This window comes from Vreelandella titanicae BH1 (genome assembly GCF_000336575.1).
GTDB lineage: Bacteria > Pseudomonadota > Gammaproteobacteria > Pseudomonadales > Halomonadaceae > Vreelandella > Vreelandella titanicae.
Genome location: NZ_AOPO01000002.1, coordinates 139,165 through 164,869 on the forward strand (window position 1 = coordinate 139,165; position 25,705 = coordinate 164,869).

Consider the following 25,705-nt stretch of genomic DNA (forward strand, 5'->3'; position numbering starts at 1 on the left):
CCCCTTACATCCGGAACACGCCGAAGCGTGTCTCTTCAATTTCTGCGTTCATCGCAGCCGCTAAAGAAAGCCCTAACACATCGCGGGTTTGCAGCGGATCAATCACGCCGTCGTCCCATAAGCGGGCGCTGGCGTAGTAGGGGTGGCCCTGATGCTCGTACTGGTCGCGGGTGGGCTGCTTAAAGGCTTCTTCGTCCGCTTTACTCCACTCGCGGCCTTCGCGCTCATGCTGCTCGCGCTTAACCTGGGCCAGCACGCCTGCCGCCTGCTCGCCGCCCATCACTGAAATGCGCGCGTTGGGCCACATAAACAGCAGGTTGGGGTCATAAGCGCGGCCACACATACCGTAGTTACCGGCGCCGAAGCTGCCGCCAATCAGAACGGTGTATTTGGGCACCTTGGCGCAGGCCACAGCGGTGACCAGCTTGGCGCCGTGCTTGGCGATGCCCTCGTGCTCGTACTTGGAGCCGACCATAAAGCCGGTGATGTTCTGCAGGAAGATCAGCGGAATCTTGCGCTGAGCGCAGAGCTCGATAAAGTGCGCGCCTTTCACCGCGCTTTCGGAAAACAGCACGCCGTTATTGGCCACAATACCCACCGGGTAGCCGTGAATATGCGCAAAGCCGGTGACCAGGGTTTCACCGTAGTAGCGTTTGAACTCGTCAAAGTCGGAGTCATCGACGATGCGGCCAATGACTTCGCGTACGTCGTAGGGCTTTTTCAGGTCGGTGCCGACAATCCCATACAGCTCGGAAGGATCAAGTTTGGGTGGCTTGGGTGCCTGCATGGCCAGCTTGCCGCGCTTTTGCCAGTTCAACCGCGACACACAGGCGCGGGCAAGCTGCAGCGCATGGGCATCGTTTTCCGCGTAGTGGTCGGCGACACCGCTGACCTTGGCGTGAACATCTGCCCCGCCCAGATCTTCAGCGCTGATGCTCTCGCCGGTAGCGGCTTTTACCAAGGGGGGGCCACCGAGGAAAATCGTGCCCTGCTCTTTAACGATAATCGACTCATCCGCCATGGCGGGTACGTAAGCGCCGCCCGCGGTGCAGGAGCCCATCACCACGGCGATTTGCGGAATGCCTTCCGCCGACATAGTCGCCTGGTTGTAAAAGATGCGCCCGAAATGGTCGCGGTCGGGGAAGACTTCGTCCTGGCGGGGCAGGAAGGCACCGCCGGAATCGACTAAATAGATACACGGCAGGCGATGCTTGCGGGCAATCTCCTGGGCGCGAATATGCTTTTTCACCGTGAGCGGAAAGTAGGTGCCGCCTTTCACCGTGGCATCGTTAGCGACGATCACGCACTCCACGCCGGAAACACGGCCAATACCGGTGACCACACCAGCGGCAGGGATCTCGCTATCGTATATGTTGTGCGCCGCAAGGGCGGAAAACTCTAGAAATGGCGAACCTTCATCGATCAAGTGATCGATGCGGTCGCGTACAAACAGCTTGCCGCGGCTTTCGTGACGCTCGCGGGCTTTGCTGCCGCCGCCTTGAGCGACGGCGGCGGTCAGTTCCCGCAGTTTGTTCACTTCACCGAGCATTGAGGCTTCGTTGGCTTGAAACACATCGCTGCGCGGGTTGATCTGAGTGGAAATGGAGCTCATGGCAGGACCCTTACTTACTTTCGGTGAAGAGTTCGCGACCAATTAGCATCCGCCGAATCTCGCTGGTGCCTGCGCCGATCTCATACAGCTTGGCGTCGCGCAGCAGGCGCCCGGTGGGGTATTCGTTGATATAGCCGTTGCCGCCGAGTAGCTGAATGGAATCCAGTGCGACCTGAGTGGCTTTTTCGGCGCAGTAGAGAATCACCCCGGCGGCGTCTTTGCGGGACGTTTGGCCACGGTCGCAGGCACCGGCTACGGCGTATAAATAGGCGCGGCAGGCGTTCAGAGTGGTGTACATATCCGCCACTTTGCCCTGCACCAGCTGGAACTCACCGATTGACTGGTTGAACTGCTTTCGTTCGTGGATATAGGGCATCACCACATCCATGGCGGCCTGCATAATGCCGATCGGGCCAGCTGCAAGCACTGTGCGCTCGTAATCCAACCCGCTCATCAATACGCGAACACCTTTGCCTTCAGCCCCAAGTATATTCTCAGCGGGTACGGCGCAGTCCTGGAATACCAATTCGCAGGTGTTGGAGCCGCGCATACCCAGCTTGTCGAGCTTCTGGGCGGTAGAGAAACCGGGCATGCCCTTTTCGATAATAAACGCGGTGATGCCTTTGGAACCGGCGTCTGGATCTGTTTTGGCGTATACCACCAGCACATCGGCATCGGGGCCGTTGGTGATCCACATTTTATTGCCGTTAAGGATGTAGTGATCGCCATTCTGCTTGGCACGTAGCTGCATCGAGACCACATCCGAGCCTGCGCCGGGTTCCGACATGGCTAAAGCGCCCACGTGGTCGCCGCTGATCAGTTTGGGGAGGTACTTGGCTTTCTGCTCGGGGGAGGCATTGATCTTGATCTGGTTAACACACAAGTTGGAGTGGGCGCCGTAAGAGAGCGCTACCGATGCGCTGGCCCGGGAGATCTCTTCCATGGCGATGCAGTGGGCCAGATAGCCCATGCCGCTGCCGCCATCCTCTTCAGAGACGGTAATCCCCAATAGCCCCATATCGCCAAACTTCTTCCACAGGTCGTTAGGGAACTCGTTGTTGCGGTCGATTTCGGCCGCACGGGGGGCAATCTCGCTGGCAGCAAAGGCGTTGACCTGCTCGCGTAACATGTTCAGTTCGTCTTCGAGGCCAAAATTGAGTTCTGAGTAGTGTGAAAACATGGTCAATCACCTGTGCTGATTATTTGTGTTTGCTATCTGTAATTAGCCATCTGGGCTGGCGTAGCTGTGTCGGCTAATCGAGCTGGCGGACGCGTCAGTGCATAGTGGCGGAAGAGGGGGCTGAGGCTTTATCGGCCGAACTCGCGTGCTCTTCTTCGTTTTGTGCTTCTTGAGGCTCTTTTTCGAGTAGTTCTTCGAGCGCTTGGCGGCAGCGGATCTCAGCGCTTTCAAGCTCTAGCTGAACCATGGTGATGTCTTTCATTTGTTGATCCAGCGCCGCACGGCGCTCGCCTATTTTGCTAAGCATTAGATGCAGCTGCTTTTTACTGCCGCTGCGGGTTTCGTCCCAAAGCTCGAACAGTTCGCGTATCTCTGCCAATGAAAACCCTAGCCGCTTACCGCGAATGGTGAGCTTCAGCCGTACACGGTCTTTGCTGCTGTAAACCCTGGTTTGCCCGCGGCGCGTAGGGTGGAGCAGTTCCTGATCTTCATAGAAGCGAATGCTACGGGTGGTTAAATCAAACTCGTTGGCTAGTTCACTGATCGAGTAAGTTTTGCTCATGGTGACGTTCTCTCACAAAGTCGTTGTTCCCAATATATGACGCCTATGGAACACTGCCACTGAGGCTAAAACAAGTTTACGTTAACGTAAAGCAATTGTTGCTAGCAGTTGAAAAGCGTTGAAATTAGGTAAGTTGTTGATATTTATGTTTTGAAGGCAGCTATTAATTTAGGATAATGTCGTCGATAGACCAAAGTTGTAATTGTATTGCTATAGCGACAGTTGCTAGTTTGCACATACACCTTACGTTCAGGTAAGGCAGTAGCAGCCGCTTTTGCCATGCCTGTAAAGAATTAGCACAACAACAATAAGAGGCTTGCCACTCTATGAGTGCAAACGATGTCCTTCAGGGACCTGTCCTCGAAACCCGAGGGCTGACCAAAGAGTTTCGCGGCTTCACCGCCGTGGACGATGTCAATCTCCAGGTACAGGAAGGGCATATTCACGCACTGATTGGCCCCAATGGGGCTGGTAAAACCACCGTATTTAACTTATTGACCAAATTTCTGCCGCCTACCCGCGGCGATATTTTGTATCGCGGCAACTCAATCACCAGTAAAAAATCCAACGAAATAGCTCAGTTAGGGTTGGTGCGCTCATTTCAGATCTCCGCGGTATTCGCCCATATGACCGCGTTGGAGAATGTGCGAGTGGCCCTACAGCGCAAGCTGGGTACCTCGTTTCATTTCTGGAAATCTGAGAAATCCCTGGATCACCTTAATGAGCGCGCGCTTGAACTACTGGAAGAAGTGGGTCTGCGGGAGTATGCCGATACGCTAACGGTAGAAATGCCCTACGGTCGTAAACGAGCACTTGAGCTGGCCACTACGCTTGCGCTCGACCCCACCATGATGCTGCTTGATGAACCGACTCAAGGTATGGGCGCAGAAGACGTTGACCGCATCGTGGCGCTGATTAAGCGTGTCTCCCAGGGGCGTACTGTATTAATGGTGGAGCATAACCTGAGCGTTGTTAGCCGTCTGTGTGACCGCATTACCGTACTGGCGCGGGGCGCTGTGTTAGCCGAAGGCGACTACGAAGCCGTCTCTCGTAACCCACTGGTGCGTGAAGCCTATATGGGCAGCGATGCCGCAGAAGAGGATGGTTCTGAAAAAGAGGGAACTGCCGTATGAATATCGCTGAGGTCGAAGCGCCGGTTGAAAACACACAAAGCCTGGAAATGTTGCGCGTTCAGGAACTACACGCCTTTTATGGCGAGTCGCACATCCTGCACGGCGTCAATTTTGATGTGAAGCGGGGCGAGCTGGTGACGCTGCTGGGCCGCAACGGCGCCGGGCGAAGTACCACGTTGAAATCGATCATGAACATGGTGGGGCGCCGAACGGGCTCTATTGTAATTAACGGTAATGAAACGCTGCATATGAAGCCGCACCATATTCCGCGTCTCGGGGTGGGTTACTGCCCGGAAGAGCGCGGTATTTTTGCAAGCTTGGATGTGCACGAGAACCTATTGCTTCCACCCACTGTGCGTTCCGGCGGCATGAGTCTGGACGAAATCTACGCCATGTTTCCGAACCTGTATGAACGGCGTAGAAGCCAGGGGACGCGGCTTTCCGGTGGTGAGCAGCAGATGTTAGCCATGGCGCGTATCTTGCGCACGGGTGCGCGCATGCTGCTGCTCGATGAAATTACCGAAGGGCTTGCCCCCGTCATTGTGCAGAAACTTGCCGAAGTGCTGGTTCAGTTGAAAGAGCGCGGTATGACCATTGTGCTTGTGGAGCAGAACTTTCGCTTTGCGGCGCCGCTTGCGGATCGCCACTTCGTGATGGATCACGGTCAGATTGTCGAAGAAATCAGCGCCGCGCAGCTGCCATCGCGTCGGGAACATCTCAACTCAATGCTAGGGGTATAACACACGGCTAGACACTTAAATGTTCATTCCGCCAACAGTTTCGCTGCTCACAAAACAATAATATTAATCAGTAATTTGCAGTACGCACTTTCACGACAGCTCAAAGACTACACAACAACAAAGGCCTCCGGGCCAGGAGACGAATATGACCTTTATGAAAAAAACGCTGGCCGCCAGCATCGCCGTTGCGGCCGCTTCAAGCCTCGCCGTGTCTACCGCCCAGGCTGATATGAGTGATGGTGAAGTCCGCATTGGTTACCTGGCCGATATGTCCGGCACTTATCGCGACCTCGCAGGCCCCGGCGGCTTAACTGCCATGGAGATGGCGGTGGCCGATTTTGGCGGCAGCGTCAATGGCGCGTCCATCGTTATTTCCAGTGCAGATGATCGCAACAGCGCTGACGTCGGTGCGAATACCGTGCGTGGTTGGATCGATCAGGATAACGTCGATATGGTGGGCGGTTTAGTAGCGTCTTCTGTGTCCATTGCGGTGACCAAAGTGTTGGAAGAGAACAATGGCCTGGGTATCGTGTCCGGCTCGGCGGCTTCTAGCATTACCAACGAACACTGCACCCCTAATCATATTCACTGGGTCTACGACACCTATCCGCTGGCTAACGGTACCGCTAAAGCAGTTGTAGAGCAGGGCGGCGATAGCTGGTTTATGCTGACCGCAGACTACGCCTTCGGTCATGCGCTTGAAGCTGACGTCACCAAAGTAGTGGAAGAGAGCGGCGGTGAAATTGTGGGCGGCGTTCGTCATCCATTCCCGACTAACGACTTCTCTTCGTACATTCTTCAGGCTCAGGGCTCCGGCGCGAAAATTATTGGCTTGGCCAACGCCGGTGCCGATACCGTTAACGCGATCACGACGGCCAGCCAGTTTGGCTTGACTCAATCTGGGCAGCAGCTAGCAGGCCTGTTGATTTTCTTGAATGACGTTCACGCCCTTGGCCTGGAAGCCACTCAGAACCTGCTGCTAACTACCGGCTGGTACTGGGATATGGATGAGCAGTCCCGCGAATGGGCACAGCGCTATTTCGATGAAGTAGGCCGCATGCCGACCATGGTACAAGCGGGTATCTACTCCAGCACCATGCACTACCTGAAAGCCGTTGAAGCCGCGGGCACCGACGACCCTGAAACCGTACGTGCGCAAATGGCCGAGATGCCTATTGAGGACTTCTTTGCCCGTAACGGCAGCATCCGTGAAGATGGCCGCATGATCCACGACATGTACCTGGCCCAGGTTAAAACGCCGGATGAGTCCACCGGTGAGTGGGATCTTTACGAAATCCTCAGCACCATTCCCGCCGAAGAAGCCTACCGCCCGCTATCTGAAAGCCAGTGCAAATTGGTGCAAAACTAATTTCCCGGCTGAGCTTGAGCCAGATAGCCATCGCAAGTGATGTGTAGAACCGGTTGGCGGCAAGTTGCCGCCAACTGTTTGAGGGCGAGGAGAGTCGCGTTATGACGATGATATTCGGCGTGCCAATGGCCGTCTTCATGGGCCAGCTAACTCTGGGTCTTGTGAATGGCGCCTTTTACGCACTGCTTAGCCTGGGCCTGGCGGTCATCTTCGGCCTGTTGAAGATCGTCAACTTTGCCCATGGGGCGCAATACATGCTGGGGGCCTTCGCCGCGCTATTAGGCTTTCGCTATTTGGGCATTAATTACTGGCTGGCGCTCATATTGGTGCCGTTAGTGGTCGGCGCTTTCGGTGTGCTGCTAGAGCGCTTTTTGCTGCGCAGGATCGCCCATCTGGATCACCTCTATGGGCTGCTGCTGACCTTTGGTTTGGCGTTGATTTTTGAGGGCACGTTGGTCAACTTCTTCGGTGTTTCCGGGGCGCGCTACGCTACACCGGAAATCCTCCAGGGCGGTTTGAACCTGGGCTTTATGTTCCTACCGACATATCGTGCTTGGGTGCTGGTGGCAGCGCTGGCGATGTGCCTGTTTACCTGGTTTATGATCGAGCGTACGCGGTTGGGTGCTTACCTTCGCGCGGGTACTGAAAACTCTCAGTTGATGCAGGCCTTTGGCGTTAATGTGCCGCTGCTGATCACGCTCACCTATGGGTTTGGGGTTGGCCTTGCTGCCTTTGCCGGCGTGTTGGCAGCGCCGCTCTATCCGGTATCGCCGACCATGGGGTCGAGTTTGTTAATCGTGGTGTTTGCGGTGGTGGTCATCGGCGGGATGGGGTCGATTCTAGGTGCCATTATTACCGGGCTTTCCATGGGCATCATCGAAGGGCTGACCAAGGTGTACTACCCCGAAGCCTCTAATACGGTGATCTTTCTTGTCATGATCCTTGTGCTCATGTTGCGCCCCGTTGGGCTGTTCGGTAAGGAGGCATGAACATGGCAGAATCTCAATCAATGGCGGCGCCATCCGCGGTACTGGAACGTCAGAAGCGGGCCAAGTTTCGCCGCAATATGTTCTATCTGGCGCTAATCGTGATGGGTCTGGTCGCGCCGTTTTTGGCCTACCCCGTGTTCTTGATGAAAGTGCTCTGTTTTGCGCTGTTTGCCTGTGCGTTCAACCTGTTGCTTGGCTATGCGGGTCTGTTGTCTTTCGGCCATGCGGCTTTCTTGGCCACTGGTGGTTACGTAACCGGCTACCTGTTGGCGAGCTACCCTGGATTAACCCCGGAGCTGGGTATTATCGCCGGTACTGTTTTGGCCACGCTGCTTGGGGTGGTGTTTGGGGTGCTCTCCATCAGGCGTCAGGGCATCTATTTTGCCATGGTGACGTTGGCGATCGCCCAGCTTGTGTACTTCATGTTTGTACAGGCACCGTTTACCGGCGGTGAGGATGGCTTGCACGGCGTGCCCCGTGGCGAACTATTTGGGTTTATCAGCCTGAGCAGCAACCTGGCGATGTACTACTTTGTGTTCGCGATTTTCATCTTCGGCTTCGCGCTGATTCAACGCACGGTGCACTCGCCGTTTGGTCAGGTGCTAAAAGCGATTCGTGAAAACGAGCCTCGCGCGGTATCGCTAGGTTACAACACCGATGCCTACAAGCTAGTGGCGTTCGTCATCTCTGCAGGTTTAGCCGGCTTGGCGGGTTCCACCAAAACCGTGGTCTTCCAGCTGGCTTCGCTGACCGATGCGCACTGGCATATGTCCGGTGAGGTAATACTGATGACCTTGCTGGGCGGTGTGGGCACCTTGCTGGGCCCGTTAATGGGCGCAGGTATTGTGGTCAGCTTGCAGCATATCCTGGCGCAGTCGCCGCTGGGGAATTGGGTTAGCGTTATTCTCGGTATCATCTTTGTGGTCTGTGTGCTCAGTTTCCGTAGCGGAATAATCGGTGAGCTGGACAAGATGTATCGCAAAAACTTTAAGTAAGCGTTTTTATTAAATAGCACTCTCTCTGTCCGATGTTGGGCGCCGCTTGGCGCCCTTTTTTTGATTCTTTTATAAGGCCTACGCCTAAGGTCGCAAGCGTTGGCAGGTTGCTTGTAGCCGGGTAAATGGATAAGTTAACGTTAACGTCAATTATAACGACAACAGCAGTGCGCACGCGCATTTGCGGAGATACGCCATGAATTTTGAACTCAACGAAGACCAGGTCGCCTTTGCCGATATGGCCCGGGCGTTTGCCCAAAACGAGCTAGAGCCCCATGCCGCCGAGTGGGATCAAACCTCCTTCTTCCCCGTCGATGTGATTCGTAAAGCCGGCGAGCTGGGCTTTTGCTCTCTTTACGCGCCAGAAAGCGTGGGTGGGTTAGGGCTCTCGCGGCTGGACGCCAGCATCATTTTCGAACAGCTCTCCATGGGCTGCACCTCTACCACGGCTTACCTAACCATTCACAATATGGTCACCTGGATGCTGGCAGATTTCGGTATGCCGGAAGCGGTCGAGCAGTGGGGCGCAAAACTGGCCACAGGCGAGCTGCTGGGTTCTTACTGTTTAACCGAGCCTAACTCAGGCTCCGACGCCGCCTCGCTGAAAACCACTGCCAAGCGCGACGGCGACCATTACGTGTTGACCGGCAGCAAGATGTTTATTTCCGGCGCCGGTAGCACCGATTTTCTCGTGGTGATGGCGCGCACCGGCGGTGAGGGTGCCAGCGGCGTCTCGGCGTTTGCGGTCGATGCCAAGAGTGACGGCATTAGCTATGGGCGCAAGGAAGAGAAAATGGGCTGGAACAGCCAGCCAACCCGCATGATCACTTTTGAAGACGTGCGAGTACCCGCCAATCATCTGCTCGGCAATGAAGGCGACGGTTTTAAAATCGCCATGAAGGGCCTCGACGGCGGGCGTATCAATATTGCTACCTGCTCAATCGGCACCGCCCAGCAGGCGATCAACAAAGCGCGGGAGTATATGCTGGAGCGCAAACAGTTTGGTAAGCGCTTAGCCGAGTTCCAGGCGCTGCAGTTCCGCTTAGCCGATATGGTCACTGAGCTGGTGGCTGCTCGGCAGCTGGTGCGCATGGCCGCTACCAAGCTGGACGCAGGCCACGCCGATGCACCGACCTACTGTGCCATGGCTAAACGCTTTGCTACCGATGTGGGCTTCAAGGTGTGCGACGAAGCGCTTCAGCTTTACGGCGGCAATGGCTATATCAAGGAGTATCCCATGGAGCGCTACGTGCGCGATACCCGGGTACACCGGATTCTTGAAGGTACCAACGAAATCATGCGGCTGATCATCTCCCGTCGGGTGCTGGCAGACGGCGCCACCGAGCTGTAAATGACGATGAATAAGATTACGGTGGATACGATAGCGACGGATAAGGAATGCCAATGAGCAGCGTACTGATTACTGAACACGCCACCCAAGACGGTCACGTGATTGCTGAGGTTAAGCTCAATGCCGAGCGCTCGCTGAACGCTTTAACGCTTGAGATGTGTGAAGAGATGCTGCCGCGCCTTCGCGAGTGGGCCACCGACGAGCGGGTAGTGGCGGTGCTGCTGGATAGCGCAGGCGAAAAAGCCTTTTGCGCCGGTGGCGACGTGGTGAATTTGTATAAAACGATTACCGGCGAGGGCGACCCCAGCTTCCCCGAGCGCTTTTTCGAGACCGAGTATCGGCTCGATTTTCTACTCCATACCTACCCCAAACCGGTGATTTGCTGGGGCAATGGCATTGTGATGGGCGGCGGCATGGGGTTGTTAAGCGCCAGCAGCCACCGTGTCGTGACCGAGACCTCGCGTTTGGCCATGCCAGAAGTCACCATCGGCCTCTACCCGGATGTAGGCGCCAGCTGGTTTTTAAACCGGCTTCCCAACGGCGCAGGGCGCTTTCTAGCCATGACCGGCTGCCAGATCAATGCGCCAGATGCCGTTCATCTAGGTTTGGCTGACCGCTGTATCGCCAGCCACCACCGTGATGCCATGCTGCAGCAACTGACCGACGCACAATGGGGAGCCGGTGAAAATACCGATGCCAACGGGGTGGTTAACCGCATCATGCGTGAGCTTGAGCAAACATCCCAGCCTGTATTTGCTGAGATGGAAGCGCCCGTTTACCAGCACTCACCGCTGATTCGCGAGTTGATGGATCACGACAGCGTGGAGCAAATCGTCGCCGCTATTACGGCGGTAAAAAGCGATAATCAGTGGTTTGGTAAGGCACAGAAAACGCTGGCCCACGGTAGCCCGGTGTCGGTGAAATTGATTGATGAGCAGCTAAAGCGGGCTAAACATATGTCGCTGGCAGAGGTGTTCCAGTCCGAAATGTCGCTCTCGGTGCAGTGCTGCCGACACCGTGAGTTCCCCGAGGGCGTTCGCGCACTGCTGGTCGATAAAGACGGGCAACCGAACTGGACGTATCCCGATGTGGCCTCGGTAGAGGAGAGCTTTATCAACGAGCTACTATCTTCCGCATGGTCGCAAAATCCGCTGGCGGATCTACGCTAATATAATCTTCCCATTACCGGCTAATAAGGATAATAAAATGAACACCATCGCATTTATCGGCCTGGGCAATATGGGCGGCCCCATGGCTGCCAATCTAGTAAAAGCTGGCTTTGACGTGCGCGCCTTTGATCTTTCTCAAGAGGCGCAAGAGACCGCCAAAGCGAATGGTTGTGAAGTGGCTTTCTCTGCTCAGGAAGCTGCCACTGACGCCGACTTTATCATTTCAATGCTGCCCGCCGGAAAGCATGTACGCGGGCTATATATTGAAGACGATGCGCCGCTGTTTGAAGTGATCAAACGTGGAGCGCTGGTCATCGACTGCTCTACCATTGACGGTGCCACTGCCCGAGGCGTTGCTGAAGAGGGCGAGAAGCTGGGTATCGGCTTTATCGATGCGCCGGTTTCCGGTGGCGTGGGCGGCGCTCAAGCGGGCACCTTGACCTTTATTGTGGGCGGCAGCGAGGTCGAGTTCAGGCTGGCCAAGCCGGTGCTGGAAGCCATGGGCAAAAACATCTTCCACGCCGGAGATCACGGCGCAGGGCAGGTGGCCAAAGCCTGCAACAACATGCTGCTCTCTATCCTGATGGCGGGCACCTGCGAAGCGATCAATATGGGCGTCAAAAACGGCCTGGATCCCGCGGTGCTTTCAGAGATCATGAAGCAGAGCTCCGGCGGTAACTGGGCGCTCAATGTTTACAACCCCTACCCAGGTGTCATGGAAAACGCACCGGCCTCCAAAAACTACCAAGGCGGCTTCCAGGTCGACCTGATGATCAAAGACTTAGGCCTCGCCATGGATGTCAGTCAGCAAAGCGCCTCCGCAGTCCCCATGGGCTCCGCCGCCCGCTCACTGTTCACCCTACATAAAGCCAAAGGCAACGGTAAACTCGACTTCTCAAGCCTGATGCAGTTTTATCAGGATAAAGAGTGAGGGTAAGGCGTGAATGGTAAATGGTGAGGAGCGGGGTTTTGTAGTAGCGCGTGGTAACGAGTAGCGAGCGCAGCGAGAAACGAGGCACCCGCGAGAGGGCGGCGAAGCCGCCCCAGCTATCCCACCGAAGCCACAGCTTGTCTCCGGCCTCAAGGGCGGGCAAACTTAAAGAAACTGCTCATATACAAGGACTACCATGATCACGCTTTGGGGCCGCAACAACTCCACCAACGTCAAAAAAGTGCGCTGGGTGCTAGAAGAGCTGGAGCTGCCGTTCGAGCAGATCCAGGCCGGGCTTGAGTACGGGGTTAACAACACGCCGGAATACTTGGCCATGAACCCCACCGGGCTAGTGCCGCTACTCAAAGATGACGCCACCAACAGCGTGCTGTGGGAATCCAATACGATTATTCGCTACCTTGCCGCGCAGTACGGGCAAAGCAAGCTATGGATCGAAGCCCCCGCCGAACGGGCGCAGGCTGAAAAGTGGATGGATTGGTCGAACAGCACCCTGTCACCCAGGCACCGCACGATCCTGATGGGCTATGTCAGAACCCCACCCGAAAAACGCGATAATGCTGCCATTGAAGCAGGTATGCAGGCGTGTGAAGAGCTGTTTGAGTTGATGGATAACGTGCTGGCCAAGCAAGCGTTCTTCTCAGGCAATGAGTTTGGCCTGGGCGATATTGCCGTTGCACCCTTTATCTACAACTTATGGCATATCGGCTTAACCTGGCAGCCACGCCCCAATCTAGAACGCTGGTACCAACAAATCGCTGAACGCCCCGCCTACCAAAAAGTGGTGGTGATTCCTGTAACGTGATGCTGGAATCCAAATGAGGTAAGCGCACTTGTAGCGTGTGGTAACGAGTAGCGAGCGTAGCGAGAAACGAGGCACCCGCGGGAGGGCAGCGAAGCTGCCCCAAGTAATGCCTAAAAGCTCGCTTCCAGTTCAGCCAGCTCTTTATCCAGCTCCTGCAACGCCTCACACGCCAACCCATGGCGCTGGGCACTCTCAATCAACGGCCCCAATATCGCCCCGCGTTCGGTGGGGCGTTTGGCTTCCACATCCTGCAACATCGAAGCCTTATTGTTCGCGGTGTTCTCCACCACCTGCCACACCAACGCCAACCACGCATCTTCACCGTTGCCATCATTGGGTGGCGCAATGCCCTCAGCCAGCATAATCGCCGCGACTTCCTTTACCACGGCCACCACATGGCCCGCATAAGCTTCACCGCGTAACTCACCGTTGCGCACGCCATTCAATGCCACTAGTGGATTAATCGCCGCGTTCACCGCCAGCTTCTGCCACAGGCGTTGGCGAATATCATCCACCTTTGTGGCGGCAAGCCCTGCCTGGGTTAATGCTTGCGCCAGTTCTTTAGCCAGCGCACCGTGCTGGTTATGCAAATCACCCACAAAGGTATGCCCACGCCCCGCATGCACCACGCCATCATCACCGGTTAGATAAGCACCTTCAGTTGTTGTCGCGCATAACACCGGCCCCGGCCACGCCTGGGTAATACGCGGCTGCGCCAAAAAACCGTTTTGCCACAGTACTATCGGGGTAGAAGGGGAAATACAGTCAGTAATGCCAACCAGCGCCGACTCAGCCACCATGGCCTTGGTAGTGATATGCACAAAGGCGGGCGGTACAGGCGTGTTTAATGCTAGTTGAGCCATCGTCAACGAGTTTAACGGCACCACACGCTGTTCGCCCTCCGGCGTGGTCAGCATCTGGCGCGCAGGCAGCGCACGGCGACCAACTAGCGTGGTGGCTGCTATGGGTGAAAGCGAATGGACCAGTAGGCGGCCAATGGCACCTGGGCCGAGTATCCAGTGGGTAGGCATTATCAAAACATCATCATCAGCAGCAGTGCCGCCAAGCTTACCTCGTTTGGTTTAGGGGCGCGAAGGTGAACAAAAGCATGAGCAAAGGGGACTAATGGCTAGTGACGATGGTAAACAATGTCTGATAAGTTTGAGGCTAAGTGAAATTGATAGATGAAGTGGTCAATGACTGACAGCGTGTTATACCTGATGTGGTCATGAGGCATTATTAGATGACTGCTTTCGACCCTGAGCGGCCATTCCGGGTAAATATTGCTGGCACGCGAGTTTTGGATATATAGCCTAATGGAAATTAATGTATCAAAGAATCATAGGCTTGGGAGAACCTGGCAGGCTGCATTTGCCGGAAAAAGTGCCAGCACGTTCATTCAATCATAGAACGCGCCGTCTAATAGGCTGTTATAAGATCAAAGGAGAATCATGAGCAACACGATAGAAACGGAAATTGAGAATATAGAGAATGCAATGGAGCGATGCACTCACATGGAGAAGGAAAACTCCGCTTCGGCGCGTCGTATTTTGTCTATAGTTCTGGTGCTGACGCTGACCCTTGTGATGATTCTCTTTCTAGCGCTGATGTATCCCGCCCTTGCGCCTAACGCGGATCTGAAATTCGAAGTGCCCGATAACGTCCTCTATATTTTCTTGGCGATCTACACATTGACGTTCAGCATTCTCATGGCCGTCTATCGACTACACATCGGAGAAGCTTCAAGGCTTCAGCACTACATCGTGGGCTTCATGCGCGTGCGAGTAGCTGGAAGTAATAACACGGATGGTTACCAAACAGACGTTCGAGAAGCTCTTACAAGAGGTGCTTTTGACTATGTTGCAAAGCCATCTAAACAAGGAGATAGCCCATTGCCTGGCCACCCCGGAGTCGATTTTTCGACCGCTGTTTTAAACAAGTTCCTAGATAGCGTAGAAGTAGTCAGCAAGAAAGGAGAGTCTCATAACAAGTAGGTGAAGCCGACCGTAACTACGCTTACGCTTCGTAGCGGCGGCTTACCATGGGCGTTGGGCACATACCCAGAATCAATTTAATAGGAGAAACTTATGAAAGACAAAGATGATAACTTTATTGACGAGGTGATAACCCATAATAATATCCAATACATGACCTCATCATCTGAAATCGAATCTATCCTAGCATACGCTTCTATCAGTGACAAAAAAGGCTCTGTTTATGTCACCACCCTAAACTTTACATACAACGGTATGAGAAAAAGTGTTGCCATCCATTATAACTCGCCAGTAGAAGCCCCTAGACGGGAAGAAGTAGTTATTTTGAGATTTAACGATTTTGGGACTATACGAAGAATAAGTGCATCTGTTGAATATGTTTTTCACGAGTTTTATCCCGCTGGCACGGTTTCTGGAGTAAATAATGATGGCTACATTGTAAAACTACAACTGCATGGAGTAACTGATCAACCTCTTTAGATCAACCACAGAAGCCGAAGAAAATTATGCAGGCCTTAAAATAGGTAAATTGTCCGATTTTTTTTGAAAAAATTTTAAATGCCCAACAAGACGCTCCAGCGGACGCGGACAAGCCGCACCGCTGAGCTTTTGCGTTAGAGCTACCAAATGAAAATAAAATTAGCCCATAATTCGAAGCCCGGGAATCATCTAACATTGCTGGCTTCTTTAATCGAGAGCTCTGAAGAATCGATACTTTGCTCAGGCTGGATTAAACCAGAGGGGATTCGGGCACTCCGTCCTTCGATAGAAAAGGCTCTTGGAAAAAATGCAAAAATTTCTATTATCTCAAATAAGGCACACACTATAGGTAGCTCCGCTAAGATTATTGGTAGATTGACGAACGTCATTCACCTTATGGCTAACAAAACGCATGGCACTATCCATTCGAAAATTTACTATTTTCAAACGGGAGCTTCTTATAATGCAATCATTGGCTCCGCAAATATAACGAAGGGCGGGCTATCCAGCAGTGACGAACTGAGTGTTCATCTGTCGGGATTAGTAGGCGACGACATTCAAAAGGAAATCAGAGAATATCTGGATGAAATGCAAAGTAATCTACGCACACAGCTCTAACAAGCGGCAGCAGTCGGAGCCATTTTTCGCTCCTCCGTCGCTACCAATGGCCCGCTGTGCCGGGCGTTAAAACCTATGAATATTCCATCGCCATTTGAAGGACTTGATATTGAAAAAGAGCTTGTTTGTGAGTTCTTTGCAACGCTTTCTCGGTTGGAGTTTGCGCTCAAAGAGTTGGGCTATAGTAGAAATGAGCGTGGAGTCGTTTCACCAGCTTGGTGGCGTTTCTCGGAAGAAATAGCCAAAAACGTGCATATTGATATCGGTTCCGAATTGGATGGAGCAATCAATTTCTTATGTAATGAACCACCAATGGTTCAGATCAGTGCACAAGAGTGGCAGCCCCGAGATCTTCACGGTGAAAGGGAAATTGAAAAGGCTATCGATGCTGCGTGCAGGGTTCGTCATAATTTATTCCACGGGGGTAAGCATACACCTCATTCACCTCCGGGAAGAGATCGGAGGCTAGTAGAGTCTGCGCAAATGGTTCTTCTCGCCTGTATAGAGGCCTGCCCACGATTGCGGGAGGTTTATGTGCAAAACCGGTTTTAACAAGCGCAGTCACGGCGATGTCTTTTCCGTTGCGGCTTCGCCTTCACTGCAAAGCCACGCGTGCTGTGGACGTTAGACATCTGAAGGAGCACCATGCCAAAAACTCGAGAAAAAGCTCTGACGAAGATGCTAGACGAACTCGCGGAGTTTGAGATTCCATTGAATCCTTACTACGACGACGCAGAGCCTCAAGGCGTAATCGACAACATCCTAACCGGCAAGATCAACAGCCTTCGTGCTTTCTGCCAGCTTCTCGGGTGGGCTGAGCTCGTTGAACACATGAAGGACATGACGCCACTTCAAGGTGATGCCGTTGGGGCAATAGACCTGATACAGGCCTTTGTTATTCCAGAGGCCAGACGCCGCATTGAGGCATCGGATATTGATAATCTTGACAGTCCTACACAGTGGTTTTGGGAGTTCGTGCACCCAAGGATCAGTGCGCTGGCGAGGCCAAGATTCGAGGCCGGCTTTTTTGGCGATGCGGTGGAGGCATCATTTAAGGAAGCGAACGATGCCGTCAAACGCATACTTCATGGGATCGACGGGCGAGAATTGGATGGGGCTGGTTTGATGACAACCGTTTTCTCACCGCAAAACCCGGTCATCCGCCTGTCTGCGCTTGCCACCGAAAGTGATAGAAATATTCAGCAGGGTTACATGCAGATCTTTGCTGGCTCGATGACTGGCATCCGAAACCCGAAAGCACATGAAAATCTCAACCCTGGCAGCACAAAGTCTCTCCACCTGATAAGTTTGGCGAGCCTGCTGATGCATAAGATCGATGAACGGCAGGAATAGGGTATGCACGAGATGTCTAACCAGTGGCAGCACGGTGACCTGTTTTCCGCCGCGTTGCGGCTCTATACCGGCACGTGTGCCAAGCGTTAAGCAAGGAGGTAGATCCGTGGAAATAGATGAATTTGTTAAATCTGTTCTTGAGAAAGTTCTCACCGGCATACGGGAAGCACAGAGTAATGAAGCAGTTGGTGCGTTTGTCGTGGCTGGTCGAGACGGAGGCCACGAGTATCCAAAAAACGCACGGGTATCCAGTAGCGCTCGGCTTAAATCTACGATCATTGACTTTGACATAGCAGTGACCGTTGAGACAGGAGGAAAAACTGCGGGTAGTGGCGGTGTAAAAATTGCCGGTATAGGAGCCGACGTAAAAGGTGAAACATCTACCACGGATACCAGGGTTAGTAGAATTCAATTCGGGGTTCCCATAATGCTTCCGGAAAACCAAAGAAATTGGTATGAAGAGCTCACCAAGGATGCTTAACAAACGCATCAAGCGCGACGCTCGTACCTCACGCGCTTTATGCGAGCGCTAGGCTTCAGGAGAATGTTATGCCAAAAATGTGGTTCGCAAGAGACGGCAAGCGTCCAGAGACCCAAAGTGGATCCGCAATTGAAATTTCGTTTGCTGAGGCCGAAATCATAGCCAGCAATGGTGAGATTAAGTTCGTGGGCGCTGAGGCACCAAGCATCAACCCAGATCAGCCATCCGAGTCACTAAAAAACGTCGTCATTGAAGTGGAATCAGAAGAAGGCCGCCACCCCAGCTTTCTAAAAACTGGCTTTTACCTTATTGCAGGAGTTAAACCGAAAGTGGCTGAGTCCAAACTAAATGAAATGCGCAGTTAAGCCTAACAAGTCACTCAAGTTCGTTCCGGCCTTTGGCCTCCACCGGACGCCCTTGTCAGGGCGCCGCTTAGCTTGGCGTTAAAGCGCTATATCAGTGGCTCCTAAAAGGCCGCTTCTGGCCGGGTGCAGAGCTTCAAGCTACTCTGATAGTGGTGCGTCTGTTGACGACCCTGCGCGGACATGTCGGGAAATGCAGCAGGCGTGAGAACTTTGGACATGCAGCCAAGCGAGAAATATTAATGAATTATATCAATGGATTGGAGTTTTTTAGACTGCATTTGTCGGATAGGCATGCAGGTACGTTTACCCAATCATAAGATGGGTAGTCTAATACCTGTTAGGCATCAGATGGCTCGGGTGCCACTTGAAGCGGACCACTCAAACCTGTACCGGTAGGTAACATGACGTACTCAAATGCCGATCTAATGAAAATCGCGATAGAGGAGCATTTGAAGTGCTCCGAATACCCGAGGGTGGGTGCGGTTGTAGCCAAGGACGGGAAGATTCTCTCCACGGGTCATCGTGGGGAGATAGAAAGGGTGCACGCAGAAAGAGTTGCAATCGAGAAATTAACTCGTGAAGAACTTAGTGATTCAACGATGTACACGACCTTGGAGCCCTGCGTTGATCTACACGATGACCAGAACGTTGAATGCTGCGCGGAGCTAATAATTTCCTCCGGAGTCAAAGAAGTCTTTATAGGAGTCCTCGATCCGAACGGAACGATCTACTCCCAAGGGTTCAAGAGACTCTTAGAGAGCAACATCAGCGTCAAATTTTTCAACCGAAAGTTGCGAGCGGCAATCGAAGAAGAAACGTTTGATTTCGGTAACATACATGCCGTGTATGGTAGTGGGAAGAGGCGGGTGCCGGTCGTACATAGTGGAACTGAGATTACTGTGCATTTCAGCAAGACGGATACAAGGAGTATCCCAATTAAGTGGGCCACTCTGCAACCAGCACACGGTTGTGTTGACTTATCTAGTCTCAATGGCGCCGTGAAGATGGCTGCCGGTGCACGGAACTTCAGCGATATCACTGATCCAACGGTTTTCAAATTTCCCAGTCATTTTGCACGATTGAAGAAGGGCATGATCACGGTGGTTCAACCCGCCAGCGCAGGATTCTGCGTCTTGGTTAGATTAATCGACCTGTACCAAAACGACATTCTCTTTCATTGGGAAGTGCGTAACGATGCCTCATGAATTCCGGACATCTAAGCATGATTGCCGGTGTAGACCTGAAGCTGACGGTCGGCTTGGCTTAGGTTCAGATTGAGCAAGCAGGCCTCTCACCCAACCGCTCTACCAACCTTACGAGATAACCATCGGGATCCTGGACGATGAATTCGCGTTGGCCTACTTCTATTTTGTCAGCCCGATACCAGGTGTCTTTGCATTCTCGATAGAGTGGAAATCCAGCCTGATCAAGTTTTTGGATGATGGATACGACAGCTACAACGTCAATCTGTAGGTTAATTCCTCTTCCAAACGGCTTAGACAGGGGGGGGGCAGTCAGCCATTGACCCGTTTCCGAATCAACCTGCTCAAGCATTACTTGAGCGCCATTCAAATCGAGATACGCGAATCCGTCTTCTAGGCGTTGATAAGCTAGTTCGAATCCCAGGCAAGAAACCCAAAAGTACAGGCTGTTAGCCAGGTCAGTGACCATTAACTCTGGAACCAGTTTGCTACGTTCGAACATAAGGTGACTTCCATTTCAACAGACTCATTCGCTGGGAGCGGACTGGGTACAAAGCGGACTCGTGAAGTCAGAGTCTGCACCTCTGGCACTTGTACCACAGCAGGAGGGTGGCGAGCATCATGATGCTCGGTCGGCGGAGTATTATCGAGTTGAGTTGAATGTCCGCTCCTGGCCGAATGCTGGACTTCAGGCTACTCTTACAGAACTGTTGAGGCAGCAGACGACGCCAATGCGGGGTGTATATATCGGCTGAGGCTAACTTGGCCCGTGTTATGCCACATGCACTATGATTGATATAACGTTGCCAACCTATATTTGAGATTAACTTTTTCAGTAGGTTAGATAGGAGGCGGCGTGCTGCATAACATTATTGAACAAAAATACGTGCTCCTCCATTATCGATGTTTGCATCCTAATCGCTATTAGCCCCTACAAATTACAACTGACATGAGTGTTGAAAATGAAACAACTACCGCTTGCGCAGGTTCTCTCTCAAGTCGCAGAAGAGCTACTGGCTGCTGATATGAATGCCCGTGAACGCGGAACTCCTGTGATGCAATTTGATCAGTGCGAGGTGGAGTTCGCCATAACAGCTGAGGCGTCATCCAACGCTGGAATCAAGGTTTGGGTTGTCAACATCGGTGGAACAGCTAAATCTAGTCATACAAACATGATTCGCGTGAGATTCAAAAGCCCAGAAGGCACTGTGACGCAAGCACCACATGTCACAGATAGTGCACCAAATATCGAGCGTCAGCCCTAGCTTATAGCTAAATGCTCACTGAGGAGTAATGCAATATGGCTGTGCACGCTGGTTCTTTATTTATAGATGCAAATTGGAGTAGTCTTCCACGCGGCCTTTGGGTTGTAGCTAACGCGCAAAATATAGTTGCAGAAGATAGCGATTTGAATAGACTTTATAGTTTTCTGAACAGTCGAGGATACAATCTGGTTGATGTCACTATTGTGTACGTGCCTGATGGAGTGGTTCAATAATGATAGTCAACTATGTTTCAATGAAGCCTTATTCTGGGAACAGGCCTTGGGCGGATCTTGTACTAAACCCAGCCTCTGGCAAAAGCCCAACCTTGAAGTGCCTTGTCGATACCGGCGCAGATTACATGCAGGTTAATGAAATTGATGCAGTGGCAGCTGGCATATCGCTTGCGGGCGGCGTACCAATATCCGTAACTACTGTTGCTGGTATGGCACAACTTAAGCTCGTATGTGGTATACAAGTTTCAATAGAAGGTAGTACGCCAAAAACTGTCGATCTGCTTGTAGATACAACAAATTGCACTAAGCCACTGATCGCAGGCCGACAAATTTTATTGGCGGCATTCGATCTTGGATTCAATGTTACAGAGTGGCTGCGTACATGAGAAGACTAATATGGCGGTGAGCTGGAGCAAATGCATTTCTCTCATTCATACCGTCAAATAATGAATAGATTTTTCGTGATTTGATCTTCTGCCTGAAAGTATCCCTATCCAGCCACCTTAGTCTTTATATTTATATCAGATTTAATATAGAACATCGTATTGTTGTTTTTGTCTGCTCAAAAGTAAAGCATTTTCTATTTGTATCTGTAAATTCAAAATTAATGACATTATTTTTAGAGGTAAATAAGGCTTTTTGATGAAGTCCGGTTGAGAATAGATGGTGCTTATAAATTATACGGAAACCCTCACACTGAACTCCGAGAATCAATAGCCTCCGCCCTTCATCGCCTGCCCGTCGTCGGAAATCTCTATCCTGTAAGTATGCAGACGCTGTCATGCTACTCACGGGATACCAATTTTTAATTTCTAGACGTGGAGTTTTAAGTATGGTTTGGCCGGGGTTTGTTTGGTTCAGGCGGCGTGGACGTGCTGCCTTTGTAGACTTTATACTGGACAGGCACACCTTAAAGCACTCGTATTTCTTCAAACAATGATTTCAAAGTGGATCGAGGACGGAGAGGCTGTAAACGTTTTTGGGCTTTTCATCGGTTTAAAGCACGACCTTGAACGAGTTAAAAATGAAAACTACGCAAATACATAACAATGCTCAGCACTATCGGCCACTACGTGGCCTGAACCTCGCTAGACTCGGCCGGTGTGCGCGTCTTTACAGACGCTTATCCTAAATGTCTGGTCCTGGCCGGACAACGACGGCCCGCAATAGGCCGTCGTTTATCCTCATCAAACTTCTGTCTGCTCTGCCATTTCCAACGCGTCATCTACCTCTATCCCTAGATACCTGACGGTGCTTTCAAGCTTCGTATGACCCAGGAGCAGTTGTATTGCCCTCAAGTTTTTCGTGCGACGGTATATCAGCGAAGCTTTCGTACGACGCATCGTGTGCGTGCCATAAATTGACGCATCTAGACCTATTTCGGTAACCCAAGCTTTGACAATACTGGCATATTGCCGCGTTGAGAGATGCTTTGTGCTATTGATTCGGCTGGGAAATAAGAAGTCTTCGCTTCGGAGCTGAGCCAGCTGTATCCAGTCGATAATAGTGATGCGAGTTTGCTCGGTTATTTCGAACTTGACAGGTCGATGCGTTTTTTGCTGCATCACGATCGCTCGTGGGGATATACACGCACCATGAGCTATATCCCGTACTCGTAAATTGACGAGGTCGCAGCCTCGTAATTTGCTATCGATGGCTAAATTGAAGAGGGCGAGGTCTCTCGTTTTTTTGGCAAGCTGTAGACGAACACGGATGGCCCTGATGTCTCGAAGGCGCAGAGGCGCCTTCTGCCCAACCAACTTGCCTTTATTCCAAGGTGTGGGTGTACAGGAGATTTCTGTCGAGACGTTCATGGCATTTTCCTCCATCGGGTGGAGGCCAAAGAATGGCTCAATTCAAGCTCGACATGTGCTAAGGTTAATTTACAGGCGGGGCTCGACCCAAAGCGGCCCTTCCGGCGAAAGCGGCATGCTGATTCAGCCGTGTTATGCAGCAGGCACGATAATCTATATTATGCTGCCTACTTATATTTAATTTATTTTAGTTTTAATAGGATAGGCCGTGAATGATGGGCTGTATAACCTCAATGAACGCGCCGTCGGGTTCATTCAGGTTATTCAGAGGGGTGTATAATCACTGTTCGGTTTACTAAGAAAGTCTTTCGCAAGATCGAGTTTTTCAAGCGAGACTCATTGGTCGTCGGTTCACTTCAACCGTCATGCTGAGAAATACATTTCAACAATTAATTCGAACACTTCGCAATACGCTGAGGCATAACCACTATCGCCGCGTCGCGAACGACTGGAGATTTCTAATTCCATTAAAGAGTTCCTCTTAGACTTGTTTTATTCTGAGAATATGACGGGAATTTTTGTAAAATCATACTGTTCAAGGCGCAACACAAAATGATAAATATCACTTTAGACTCAAATATTTACGATCTAATCAGCGCATCGGCTGGAACGAAACACAACATCAAAGCTTTAGTTTGTGCGAAAAAGATCTGCATCTGCGCACCTGAGCATGTAGTCCATGAGCTTAAAAAAAGCCCCTTCAATGGTCTACCAGATTGGTTTCCTATAGCAGAGACAAAAGATTCTGTTTTCGTGGCAGGCGTAACTCCATGGGGCAATGGAACACTCGGGAGCGGGCCGGTATACGATAAGCACTTAGGCGAATCGAAGAAATATGATGATGCGATTATTGCAGATACGGCTAATTTGACATCCGAAATACTAGTCACAAACGATGGTCGATTCAAACGTAGGCTTGCTAAAGCATCGAATGACTGCAAGGCATTAGATTTTATAGAATTTGAAGCCTTTTTAGAAAGCCTGATCAAAGCGTGAACTGACTGCAAAGAATCTATTGAAGCAAAGCACGCGGCTTTCATGTGAAGCACTAACGCTGATGCACGCCAGTTGGAGTGTACTGCTAGGATCACCTCCAGGACAGAGATTGACGACGAGACCCATACGTAAACCGAACAAGACGATGAGCCTGACGCTTGCGGTCGGCACGCAACCCGCGAGACCGCAGAACGCGCACCGGCCGCAAGCGCAGGTTATCGCGAATGTTATATTTTTGGAGGTAGCAATGCTGGAAGGTTTGAGTAACTTCTTAAATTCCTTGATAGGTGCCCTTCCAGCCTTGTACGACAAGTACAGAGAAGGCCAGCACGACGAAAGAATAGTGGAGTTGTTTGAAAGCTACTTCATCCTTGGGAATTTGCTGGAAACTGCCGATGAGCTATTAAGCTTAGCGCGAAACAGAGATGTAATTGAGTTTTCAAAGCTTTCTGAGGAAGAACTCGGAGAGCATTACGCTATTGTTCAAAGTAAAATCACTATACAGCTCCAGCGGTTACAGAGGCTTGGAGATATATTTCTGCAAAACCCAACGATTGACCTGCTCGACTCAAGCATCAAAAGAGACTTGAAGTCATCGATTGGCGACAAAGAGAATGGACTTTTTACCCTTGGCGCAGGTTTGTTTTTTAATCAGATTTTTGGAGCAGCAGCAAAGGCTCCAGAGTTCGAAACAGACAGAGAACGTATGGAAAGGGTAGTCGATGAGGAGTACCGTTTTATTTCTGTTCTTACAGAGCCCGAAAAAATGTCAGTAAAGGATCAGAGAATTACTGTTTATGAGCTTAATCAGCTCAGAAATAGGTACAGAGAAATTCTAGATGACGTAGCAGTGCCAAAGCACAAAACTTTACTGGGCTCGAAGGCACAGCAACTTGCTGATAAATATAGCGTAAGACAGTAGTAGTTATAACCGGCTCAGGCACTGCGACGTCCTTTCCATTGTGCCTTCGGCTCCATTACAAGGGCGCGCATGCTGCAAGCGCTATATGAATGTCGCCTAAAAGGCCGCTGTTGGCCGAAATTTCGCAATAGCGCCCGGGAACAGTCATATAAATTCTGTGCATTGCCACCACGGCAGCAGGCGTAAACATACGCCTGCTGGCAATGGCTGAGTAGACTTGCCGGCCATTTTAAGCCAGCTTTGCCGGTAAGATCAGGGCGCGATGCGGTTACTGGCGTCAGTAAAGCCGAGCAGTGAAATATCTATGTCCATGCGTTCACCGCGTGGACTAATCATGCTGAGGGTTGCTGTATTGCCACTGCGGAGTTGCTGCAACATTGCCGCTTCAATGGGCACGTCAGCACGGCACCCTTGCTCCTGGCAGACCTGGTAGGGGAACTGGATTGGCTCGCTGTTATCCACACTGAATTGCAAGCCCGGGGCCAGACGTACCCCCAGCGGCACGAAGAAGCTCATCACCGGGTCATCGATCTGAGGCGGGTAGTCAAGAATTACCTGCATCAAGGGTTGGTCGCTGTCAGGTTGAGTGATCAATTGCGACATCGCACAAGGGCTCGGGCCCTCGGCACTACGCTGGCAACGGACTTCCCAATCCTGGAACGACTCGGTAGTGACATCATTACCGGAGGCTGCCCCCGGTTGTTGTTGGCTGAAGGCATTGGGAGACAGCACCAAGAGCGATAATAGCCCCATCCTGCATAGGTTTTGAGTAAGAGAGTTCGGCATTGGCATAACCTTCTGTTGGTTCGCTGATGGTGGATAATAATACTCACCATGCCTGCTTGTTCGCTTGAGGTCGAGCCCTTGATTTACGAGAGCGTGGTTGGGCGGTTTACCTTCCTCTCCACCTCGTTTTCCTGAGCGTTTTTTTATTTAAGGTAAATATAGACTTTATTTGTGAAACCATTCGCTATATAGGCGAGTTCCGGAGTGGCGATTAAGGCTTACACAGGACGCTAGGCAGGCGTGTTGCTGCGTGTAGCGGTGCAACTGCTCATGGGGCTCCCTAAGCTGAAAAGCACCGTCAGATATCTGCCGATATAAATCTGGCATTATACTCTGAGCAAT

28 protein-coding genes are annotated in these 25,705 nt (G+C 51.8%); 21 read left to right on the forward strand and 7 right to left on the reverse strand.

Annotation, left to right across the window (positions count from 1 at the left end; genetic code table 11):
• Positions 1–4 precede the first annotated feature (4 nt).
• The 3 genes from HALTITAN_RS05150 to HALTITAN_RS05160 form a co-directional block, all read right to left on the reverse strand.
• On the reverse strand, positions 5–1,612 hold the full coding sequence (locus HALTITAN_RS05150; protein WP_039858238.1) for a carboxyl transferase domain-containing protein: 1,608 nt from the start codon (positions 1,610–1,612) through the stop codon (positions 5–7).
• A gap of 10 nt (positions 1,613–1,622) precedes the next feature.
• Positions 1,623–2,792 carry an isovaleryl-CoA dehydrogenase gene (locus HALTITAN_RS05155; protein ID WP_039858239.1) on the reverse strand — a complete coding sequence of 390 codons (1,170 nt, stop codon included), beginning with the start codon at positions 2,790–2,792 and terminating at the stop codon, positions 1,623–1,625.
• A gap of 94 nt (positions 2,793–2,886) precedes the next feature.
• On the reverse strand, positions 2,887–3,354 hold the full coding sequence (locus HALTITAN_RS05160) for a MerR family transcriptional regulator (RefSeq protein WP_009286461.1): 468 nt from the start codon (positions 3,352–3,354) through the stop codon (positions 2,887–2,889).
• Between the two features lie 326 nt (positions 3,355–3,680).
• On the opposite strand from HALTITAN_RS05160, the gene HALTITAN_RS05165 reads away from it, so the two are divergent.
• The 9 genes from HALTITAN_RS05165 (at position 3,681) to HALTITAN_RS05205 (ending at position 12,854) form a co-directional block, all read left to right on the forward strand.
• Positions 3,681–4,487 carry an ABC transporter ATP-binding protein gene (locus HALTITAN_RS05165; protein WP_039858241.1) on the forward strand — a complete coding sequence of 269 codons (807 nt, stop codon included), beginning with the start codon at positions 3,681–3,683 and terminating at the stop codon, positions 4,485–4,487.
• The gene (locus HALTITAN_RS05170; RefSeq protein WP_039858242.1) at positions 4,484–5,227 is read left to right on the forward strand and encodes an ABC transporter ATP-binding protein; all 744 of its coding nucleotides are present in this window, start codon (positions 4,484–4,486) and stop codon (positions 5,225–5,227) included. The genes HALTITAN_RS05165 and HALTITAN_RS05170 overlap by 4 nt, the downstream gene beginning before the upstream one ends.
• 145 nt (positions 5,228–5,372) lie before the next feature.
• A complete protein-coding gene (locus HALTITAN_RS05175) occupies positions 5,373–6,596 on the forward strand; it encodes an ABC transporter substrate-binding protein (RefSeq protein ID WP_009286462.1) in 1,224 nt (407 codons plus the stop codon).
• A 101-nt stretch (positions 6,597–6,697) separates the two neighbouring features.
• Positions 6,698–7,585 carry a branched-chain amino acid ABC transporter permease gene (locus HALTITAN_RS05180; protein ID WP_022523807.1) on the forward strand — a complete coding sequence of 296 codons (888 nt, stop codon included), beginning with the start codon at positions 6,698–6,700 and terminating at the stop codon, positions 7,583–7,585.
• A gap of 2 nt (positions 7,586–7,587) precedes the next feature.
• Positions 7,588–8,580 carry a branched-chain amino acid ABC transporter permease gene (locus HALTITAN_RS05185; RefSeq protein ID WP_039858244.1) on the forward strand — a complete coding sequence of 331 codons (993 nt, stop codon included), beginning with the start codon at positions 7,588–7,590 and terminating at the stop codon, positions 8,578–8,580.
• Between the two features lie 196 nt (positions 8,581–8,776).
• Positions 8,777–9,931, forward strand: coding sequence for an acyl-CoA dehydrogenase family protein (locus HALTITAN_RS05190; protein WP_039858245.1), 1,155 nt, complete (start codon positions 8,777–8,779; stop codon positions 9,929–9,931).
• Positions 9,932–9,984: 53 nt separating this feature from the next.
• Positions 9,985–11,100, forward strand: coding sequence for an enoyl-CoA hydratase/isomerase family protein (locus tag HALTITAN_RS05195; protein WP_039858247.1), 1,116 nt, complete (start codon positions 9,985–9,987; stop codon positions 11,098–11,100).
• A 37-nt stretch (positions 11,101–11,137) separates the two neighbouring features.
• Complete coding sequence (mmsB, locus tag HALTITAN_RS05200) at positions 11,138–12,031, forward strand: 3-hydroxyisobutyrate dehydrogenase (protein WP_009286467.1); 894 nt, start codon at positions 11,138–11,140, stop codon at positions 12,029–12,031.
• A 196-nt stretch (positions 12,032–12,227) separates the two neighbouring features.
• Entirely contained in the window at positions 12,228–12,854 is a 627-nt protein-coding gene (locus tag HALTITAN_RS05205; RefSeq protein ID WP_039858248.1) for a glutathione S-transferase family protein, read from the forward strand.
• Positions 12,855–12,964: 110 nt separating this feature from the next.
• On the opposite strand, the gene HALTITAN_RS05210 is transcribed toward HALTITAN_RS05205, so the two are convergent.
• The gene (locus tag HALTITAN_RS05210) at positions 12,965–13,885 is read right to left on the reverse strand and encodes a ketopantoate reductase family protein (RefSeq protein WP_039858251.1); all 921 of its coding nucleotides are present in this window, start codon (positions 13,883–13,885) and stop codon (positions 12,965–12,967) included.
• Positions 13,886–14,305: 420 nt separating this feature from the next.
• Between HALTITAN_RS05210 and HALTITAN_RS05215 the strand changes: the two genes are divergently transcribed.
• From HALTITAN_RS05215 to HALTITAN_RS05245, 8 genes are all read left to right on the forward strand, one after another.
• Positions 14,306–14,848 (forward strand): hypothetical protein, encoded by a 543-nt coding sequence (locus HALTITAN_RS05215; RefSeq protein WP_009286469.1) that lies wholly within the window; start codon positions 14,306–14,308, stop codon positions 14,846–14,848.
• 93 nt (positions 14,849–14,941) lie between these two features.
• The gene (locus tag HALTITAN_RS05220; RefSeq protein WP_039858252.1) at positions 14,942–15,328 is read left to right on the forward strand and encodes a hypothetical protein; all 387 of its coding nucleotides are present in this window, start codon (positions 14,942–14,944) and stop codon (positions 15,326–15,328) included.
• A gap of 147 nt (positions 15,329–15,475) precedes the next feature.
• A complete protein-coding gene (locus HALTITAN_RS24440; protein ID WP_009286470.1) occupies positions 15,476–15,946 on the forward strand; it encodes a phospholipase D-like domain-containing protein in 471 nt (156 codons plus the stop codon).
• Between the two features lie 75 nt (positions 15,947–16,021).
• A complete protein-coding gene (locus HALTITAN_RS25245; RefSeq protein WP_009286471.1) occupies positions 16,022–16,498 on the forward strand; it encodes a hypothetical protein in 477 nt (158 codons plus the stop codon).
• A 93-nt stretch (positions 16,499–16,591) separates the two neighbouring features.
• Positions 16,592–17,299, forward strand: a complete 708-nt coding sequence (locus HALTITAN_RS24445; RefSeq protein ID WP_051051880.1) for a TIGR02391 family protein — start codon at positions 16,592–16,594, stop codon at positions 17,297–17,299.
• 106 nt (positions 17,300–17,405) lie between these two features.
• Entirely contained in the window at positions 17,406–17,780 is a 375-nt protein-coding gene (locus HALTITAN_RS05235; protein WP_039858255.1) for a hypothetical protein, read from the forward strand.
• 68 nt (positions 17,781–17,848) lie between these two features.
• Complete coding sequence (locus tag HALTITAN_RS05240; RefSeq protein ID WP_039858256.1) at positions 17,849–18,145, forward strand: hypothetical protein; 297 nt, start codon at positions 17,849–17,851, stop codon at positions 18,143–18,145.
• 401 nt (positions 18,146–18,546) lie between these two features.
• The gene (locus HALTITAN_RS05245) at positions 18,547–19,350 is read left to right on the forward strand and encodes a deaminase (protein ID WP_039858257.1); all 804 of its coding nucleotides are present in this window, start codon (positions 18,547–18,549) and stop codon (positions 19,348–19,350) included.
• A gap of 64 nt (positions 19,351–19,414) precedes the next feature.
• Here HALTITAN_RS05245 and HALTITAN_RS05250 read toward each other — a convergent pair whose 3' ends face one another.
• Positions 19,415–19,849: a bleomycin resistance protein gene (locus HALTITAN_RS05250; RefSeq protein ID WP_009286472.1), complete on the reverse strand. Its 435-nt coding sequence runs from the start codon at positions 19,847–19,849 to the stop codon at positions 19,415–19,417.
• 460 nt (positions 19,850–20,309) lie between these two features.
• Between HALTITAN_RS05250 and HALTITAN_RS05255 the strand changes: the two genes are divergently transcribed.
• Together HALTITAN_RS05255 and HALTITAN_RS05265 are read left to right on the forward strand one after the other, a co-directional pair.
• Entirely contained in the window at positions 20,310–20,612 is a 303-nt protein-coding gene (locus tag HALTITAN_RS05255; protein ID WP_039858258.1) for a trypco2 family protein, read from the forward strand.
• Between the two features lie 232 nt (positions 20,613–20,844).
• Complete coding sequence (locus HALTITAN_RS05265; RefSeq protein WP_039858261.1) at positions 20,845–21,231, forward strand: aspartyl protease family protein; 387 nt, start codon at positions 20,845–20,847, stop codon at positions 21,229–21,231.
• Between the two features lie 801 nt (positions 21,232–22,032).
• Here HALTITAN_RS05265 and HALTITAN_RS05270 read toward each other — a convergent pair.
• A complete protein-coding gene (locus tag HALTITAN_RS05270) occupies positions 22,033–22,659 on the reverse strand; it encodes a tyrosine-type recombinase/integrase (protein WP_039858263.1) in 627 nt (208 codons plus the stop codon).
• 552 nt (positions 22,660–23,211) lie between these two features.
• On the opposite strand from HALTITAN_RS05270, the gene HALTITAN_RS05275 reads away from it, so the two are divergent.
• Together HALTITAN_RS05275 and HALTITAN_RS05280 are read left to right on the forward strand one after the other, a co-directional pair.
• Positions 23,212–23,655 carry a hypothetical protein gene (locus tag HALTITAN_RS05275; RefSeq protein WP_051051884.1) on the forward strand — a complete coding sequence of 148 codons (444 nt, stop codon included), beginning with the start codon at positions 23,212–23,214 and terminating at the stop codon, positions 23,653–23,655.
• A 145-nt stretch (positions 23,656–23,800) separates the two neighbouring features.
• Positions 23,801–24,577, forward strand: a complete 777-nt coding sequence (locus HALTITAN_RS05280) for a hypothetical protein (RefSeq protein ID WP_039858265.1) — start codon at positions 23,801–23,803, stop codon at positions 24,575–24,577.
• Positions 24,578–24,829: 252 nt separating this feature from the next.
• Here the strand turns inward: HALTITAN_RS05280 and HALTITAN_RS05285 are convergent, their stop codons facing one another.
• Positions 24,830–25,369: an invasion associated locus B family protein gene (locus tag HALTITAN_RS05285; RefSeq protein ID WP_009286475.1), complete on the reverse strand. Its 540-nt coding sequence runs from the start codon at positions 25,367–25,369 to the stop codon at positions 24,830–24,832.
• Between the last annotated feature and the right edge of the window lie 336 nt (positions 25,370–25,705).

Excerpts from the sequence above, each read along its gene's own strand:
- HALTITAN_RS05150 (WP_039858238.1), bottom strand. The coding sequence starts at position 1,612 with ATGAGCTCCATTTCCACTCAGATCAACCCGCGCAGCGATGTGTTTCAA.
- HALTITAN_RS05155 (WP_039858239.1), bottom strand. The coding sequence starts at position 2,792 with ATGTTTTCACACTACTCAGAACTCAATTTTGGCCTCGAAGACGAACTG.
- HALTITAN_RS05160 (WP_009286461.1), bottom strand. The coding sequence starts at position 3,354 with ATGAGCAAAACTTACTCGATCAGTGAACTAGCCAACGAGTTTGATTTA.
- HALTITAN_RS05165 (WP_039858241.1), top strand. The coding sequence starts at position 3,681 with ATGAGTGCAAACGATGTCCTTCAGGGACCTGTCCTCGAAACCCGAGGG.
- HALTITAN_RS05170 (WP_039858242.1), top strand. The coding sequence starts at position 4,484 with ATGAATATCGCTGAGGTCGAAGCGCCGGTTGAAAACACACAAAGCCTG.
- HALTITAN_RS05175 (WP_009286462.1), top strand. The coding sequence starts at position 5,373 with ATGACCTTTATGAAAAAAACGCTGGCCGCCAGCATCGCCGTTGCGGCC.
- HALTITAN_RS05180 (WP_022523807.1), top strand. The coding sequence starts at position 6,698 with ATGACGATGATATTCGGCGTGCCAATGGCCGTCTTCATGGGCCAGCTA.
- HALTITAN_RS05185 (WP_039858244.1), top strand. The coding sequence starts at position 7,588 with ATGGCAGAATCTCAATCAATGGCGGCGCCATCCGCGGTACTGGAACGT.
- HALTITAN_RS05190 (WP_039858245.1), top strand. The coding sequence starts at position 8,777 with ATGAATTTTGAACTCAACGAAGACCAGGTCGCCTTTGCCGATATGGCC.
- HALTITAN_RS05195 (WP_039858247.1), top strand. The coding sequence starts at position 9,985 with ATGAGCAGCGTACTGATTACTGAACACGCCACCCAAGACGGTCACGTG.
- mmsB (WP_009286467.1), top strand. The coding sequence starts at position 11,138 with ATGAACACCATCGCATTTATCGGCCTGGGCAATATGGGCGGCCCCATG.
- HALTITAN_RS05205 (WP_039858248.1), top strand. The coding sequence starts at position 12,228 with ATGATCACGCTTTGGGGCCGCAACAACTCCACCAACGTCAAAAAAGTG.
- HALTITAN_RS05210 (WP_039858251.1), bottom strand. The coding sequence starts at position 13,885 with ATGCCTACCCACTGGATACTCGGCCCAGGTGCCATTGGCCGCCTACTG.
- HALTITAN_RS05215 (WP_009286469.1), top strand. The coding sequence starts at position 14,306 with ATGAGCAACACGATAGAAACGGAAATTGAGAATATAGAGAATGCAATG.
- HALTITAN_RS05220 (WP_039858252.1), top strand. The coding sequence starts at position 14,942 with ATGAAAGACAAAGATGATAACTTTATTGACGAGGTGATAACCCATAAT.
- HALTITAN_RS24440 (WP_009286470.1), top strand. The coding sequence starts at position 15,476 with ATGAAAATAAAATTAGCCCATAATTCGAAGCCCGGGAATCATCTAACA.
- HALTITAN_RS25245 (WP_009286471.1), top strand. The coding sequence starts at position 16,022 with ATGAATATTCCATCGCCATTTGAAGGACTTGATATTGAAAAAGAGCTT.
- HALTITAN_RS24445 (WP_051051880.1), top strand. The coding sequence starts at position 16,592 with ATGCCAAAAACTCGAGAAAAAGCTCTGACGAAGATGCTAGACGAACTC.
- HALTITAN_RS05240 (WP_039858256.1), top strand. The coding sequence starts at position 17,849 with ATGCCAAAAATGTGGTTCGCAAGAGACGGCAAGCGTCCAGAGACCCAA.
- HALTITAN_RS05245 (WP_039858257.1), top strand. The coding sequence starts at position 18,547 with ATGACGTACTCAAATGCCGATCTAATGAAAATCGCGATAGAGGAGCAT.
- HALTITAN_RS05250 (WP_009286472.1), bottom strand. The coding sequence starts at position 19,849 with ATGTTCGAACGTAGCAAACTGGTTCCAGAGTTAATGGTCACTGACCTG.
- HALTITAN_RS05255 (WP_039858258.1), top strand. The coding sequence starts at position 20,310 with ATGAAACAACTACCGCTTGCGCAGGTTCTCTCTCAAGTCGCAGAAGAG.
- HALTITAN_RS05265 (WP_039858261.1), top strand. The coding sequence starts at position 20,845 with ATGATAGTCAACTATGTTTCAATGAAGCCTTATTCTGGGAACAGGCCT.
- HALTITAN_RS05270 (WP_039858263.1), bottom strand. The coding sequence starts at position 22,659 with ATGAACGTCTCGACAGAAATCTCCTGTACACCCACACCTTGGAATAAA.
- HALTITAN_RS05275 (WP_051051884.1), top strand. The coding sequence starts at position 23,212 with ATGATAAATATCACTTTAGACTCAAATATTTACGATCTAATCAGCGCA.
- HALTITAN_RS05280 (WP_039858265.1), top strand. The coding sequence starts at position 23,801 with ATGAGCCTGACGCTTGCGGTCGGCACGCAACCCGCGAGACCGCAGAAC.
- HALTITAN_RS05285 (WP_009286475.1), bottom strand. The coding sequence starts at position 25,369 with ATGCCAATGCCGAACTCTCTTACTCAAAACCTATGCAGGATGGGGCTA.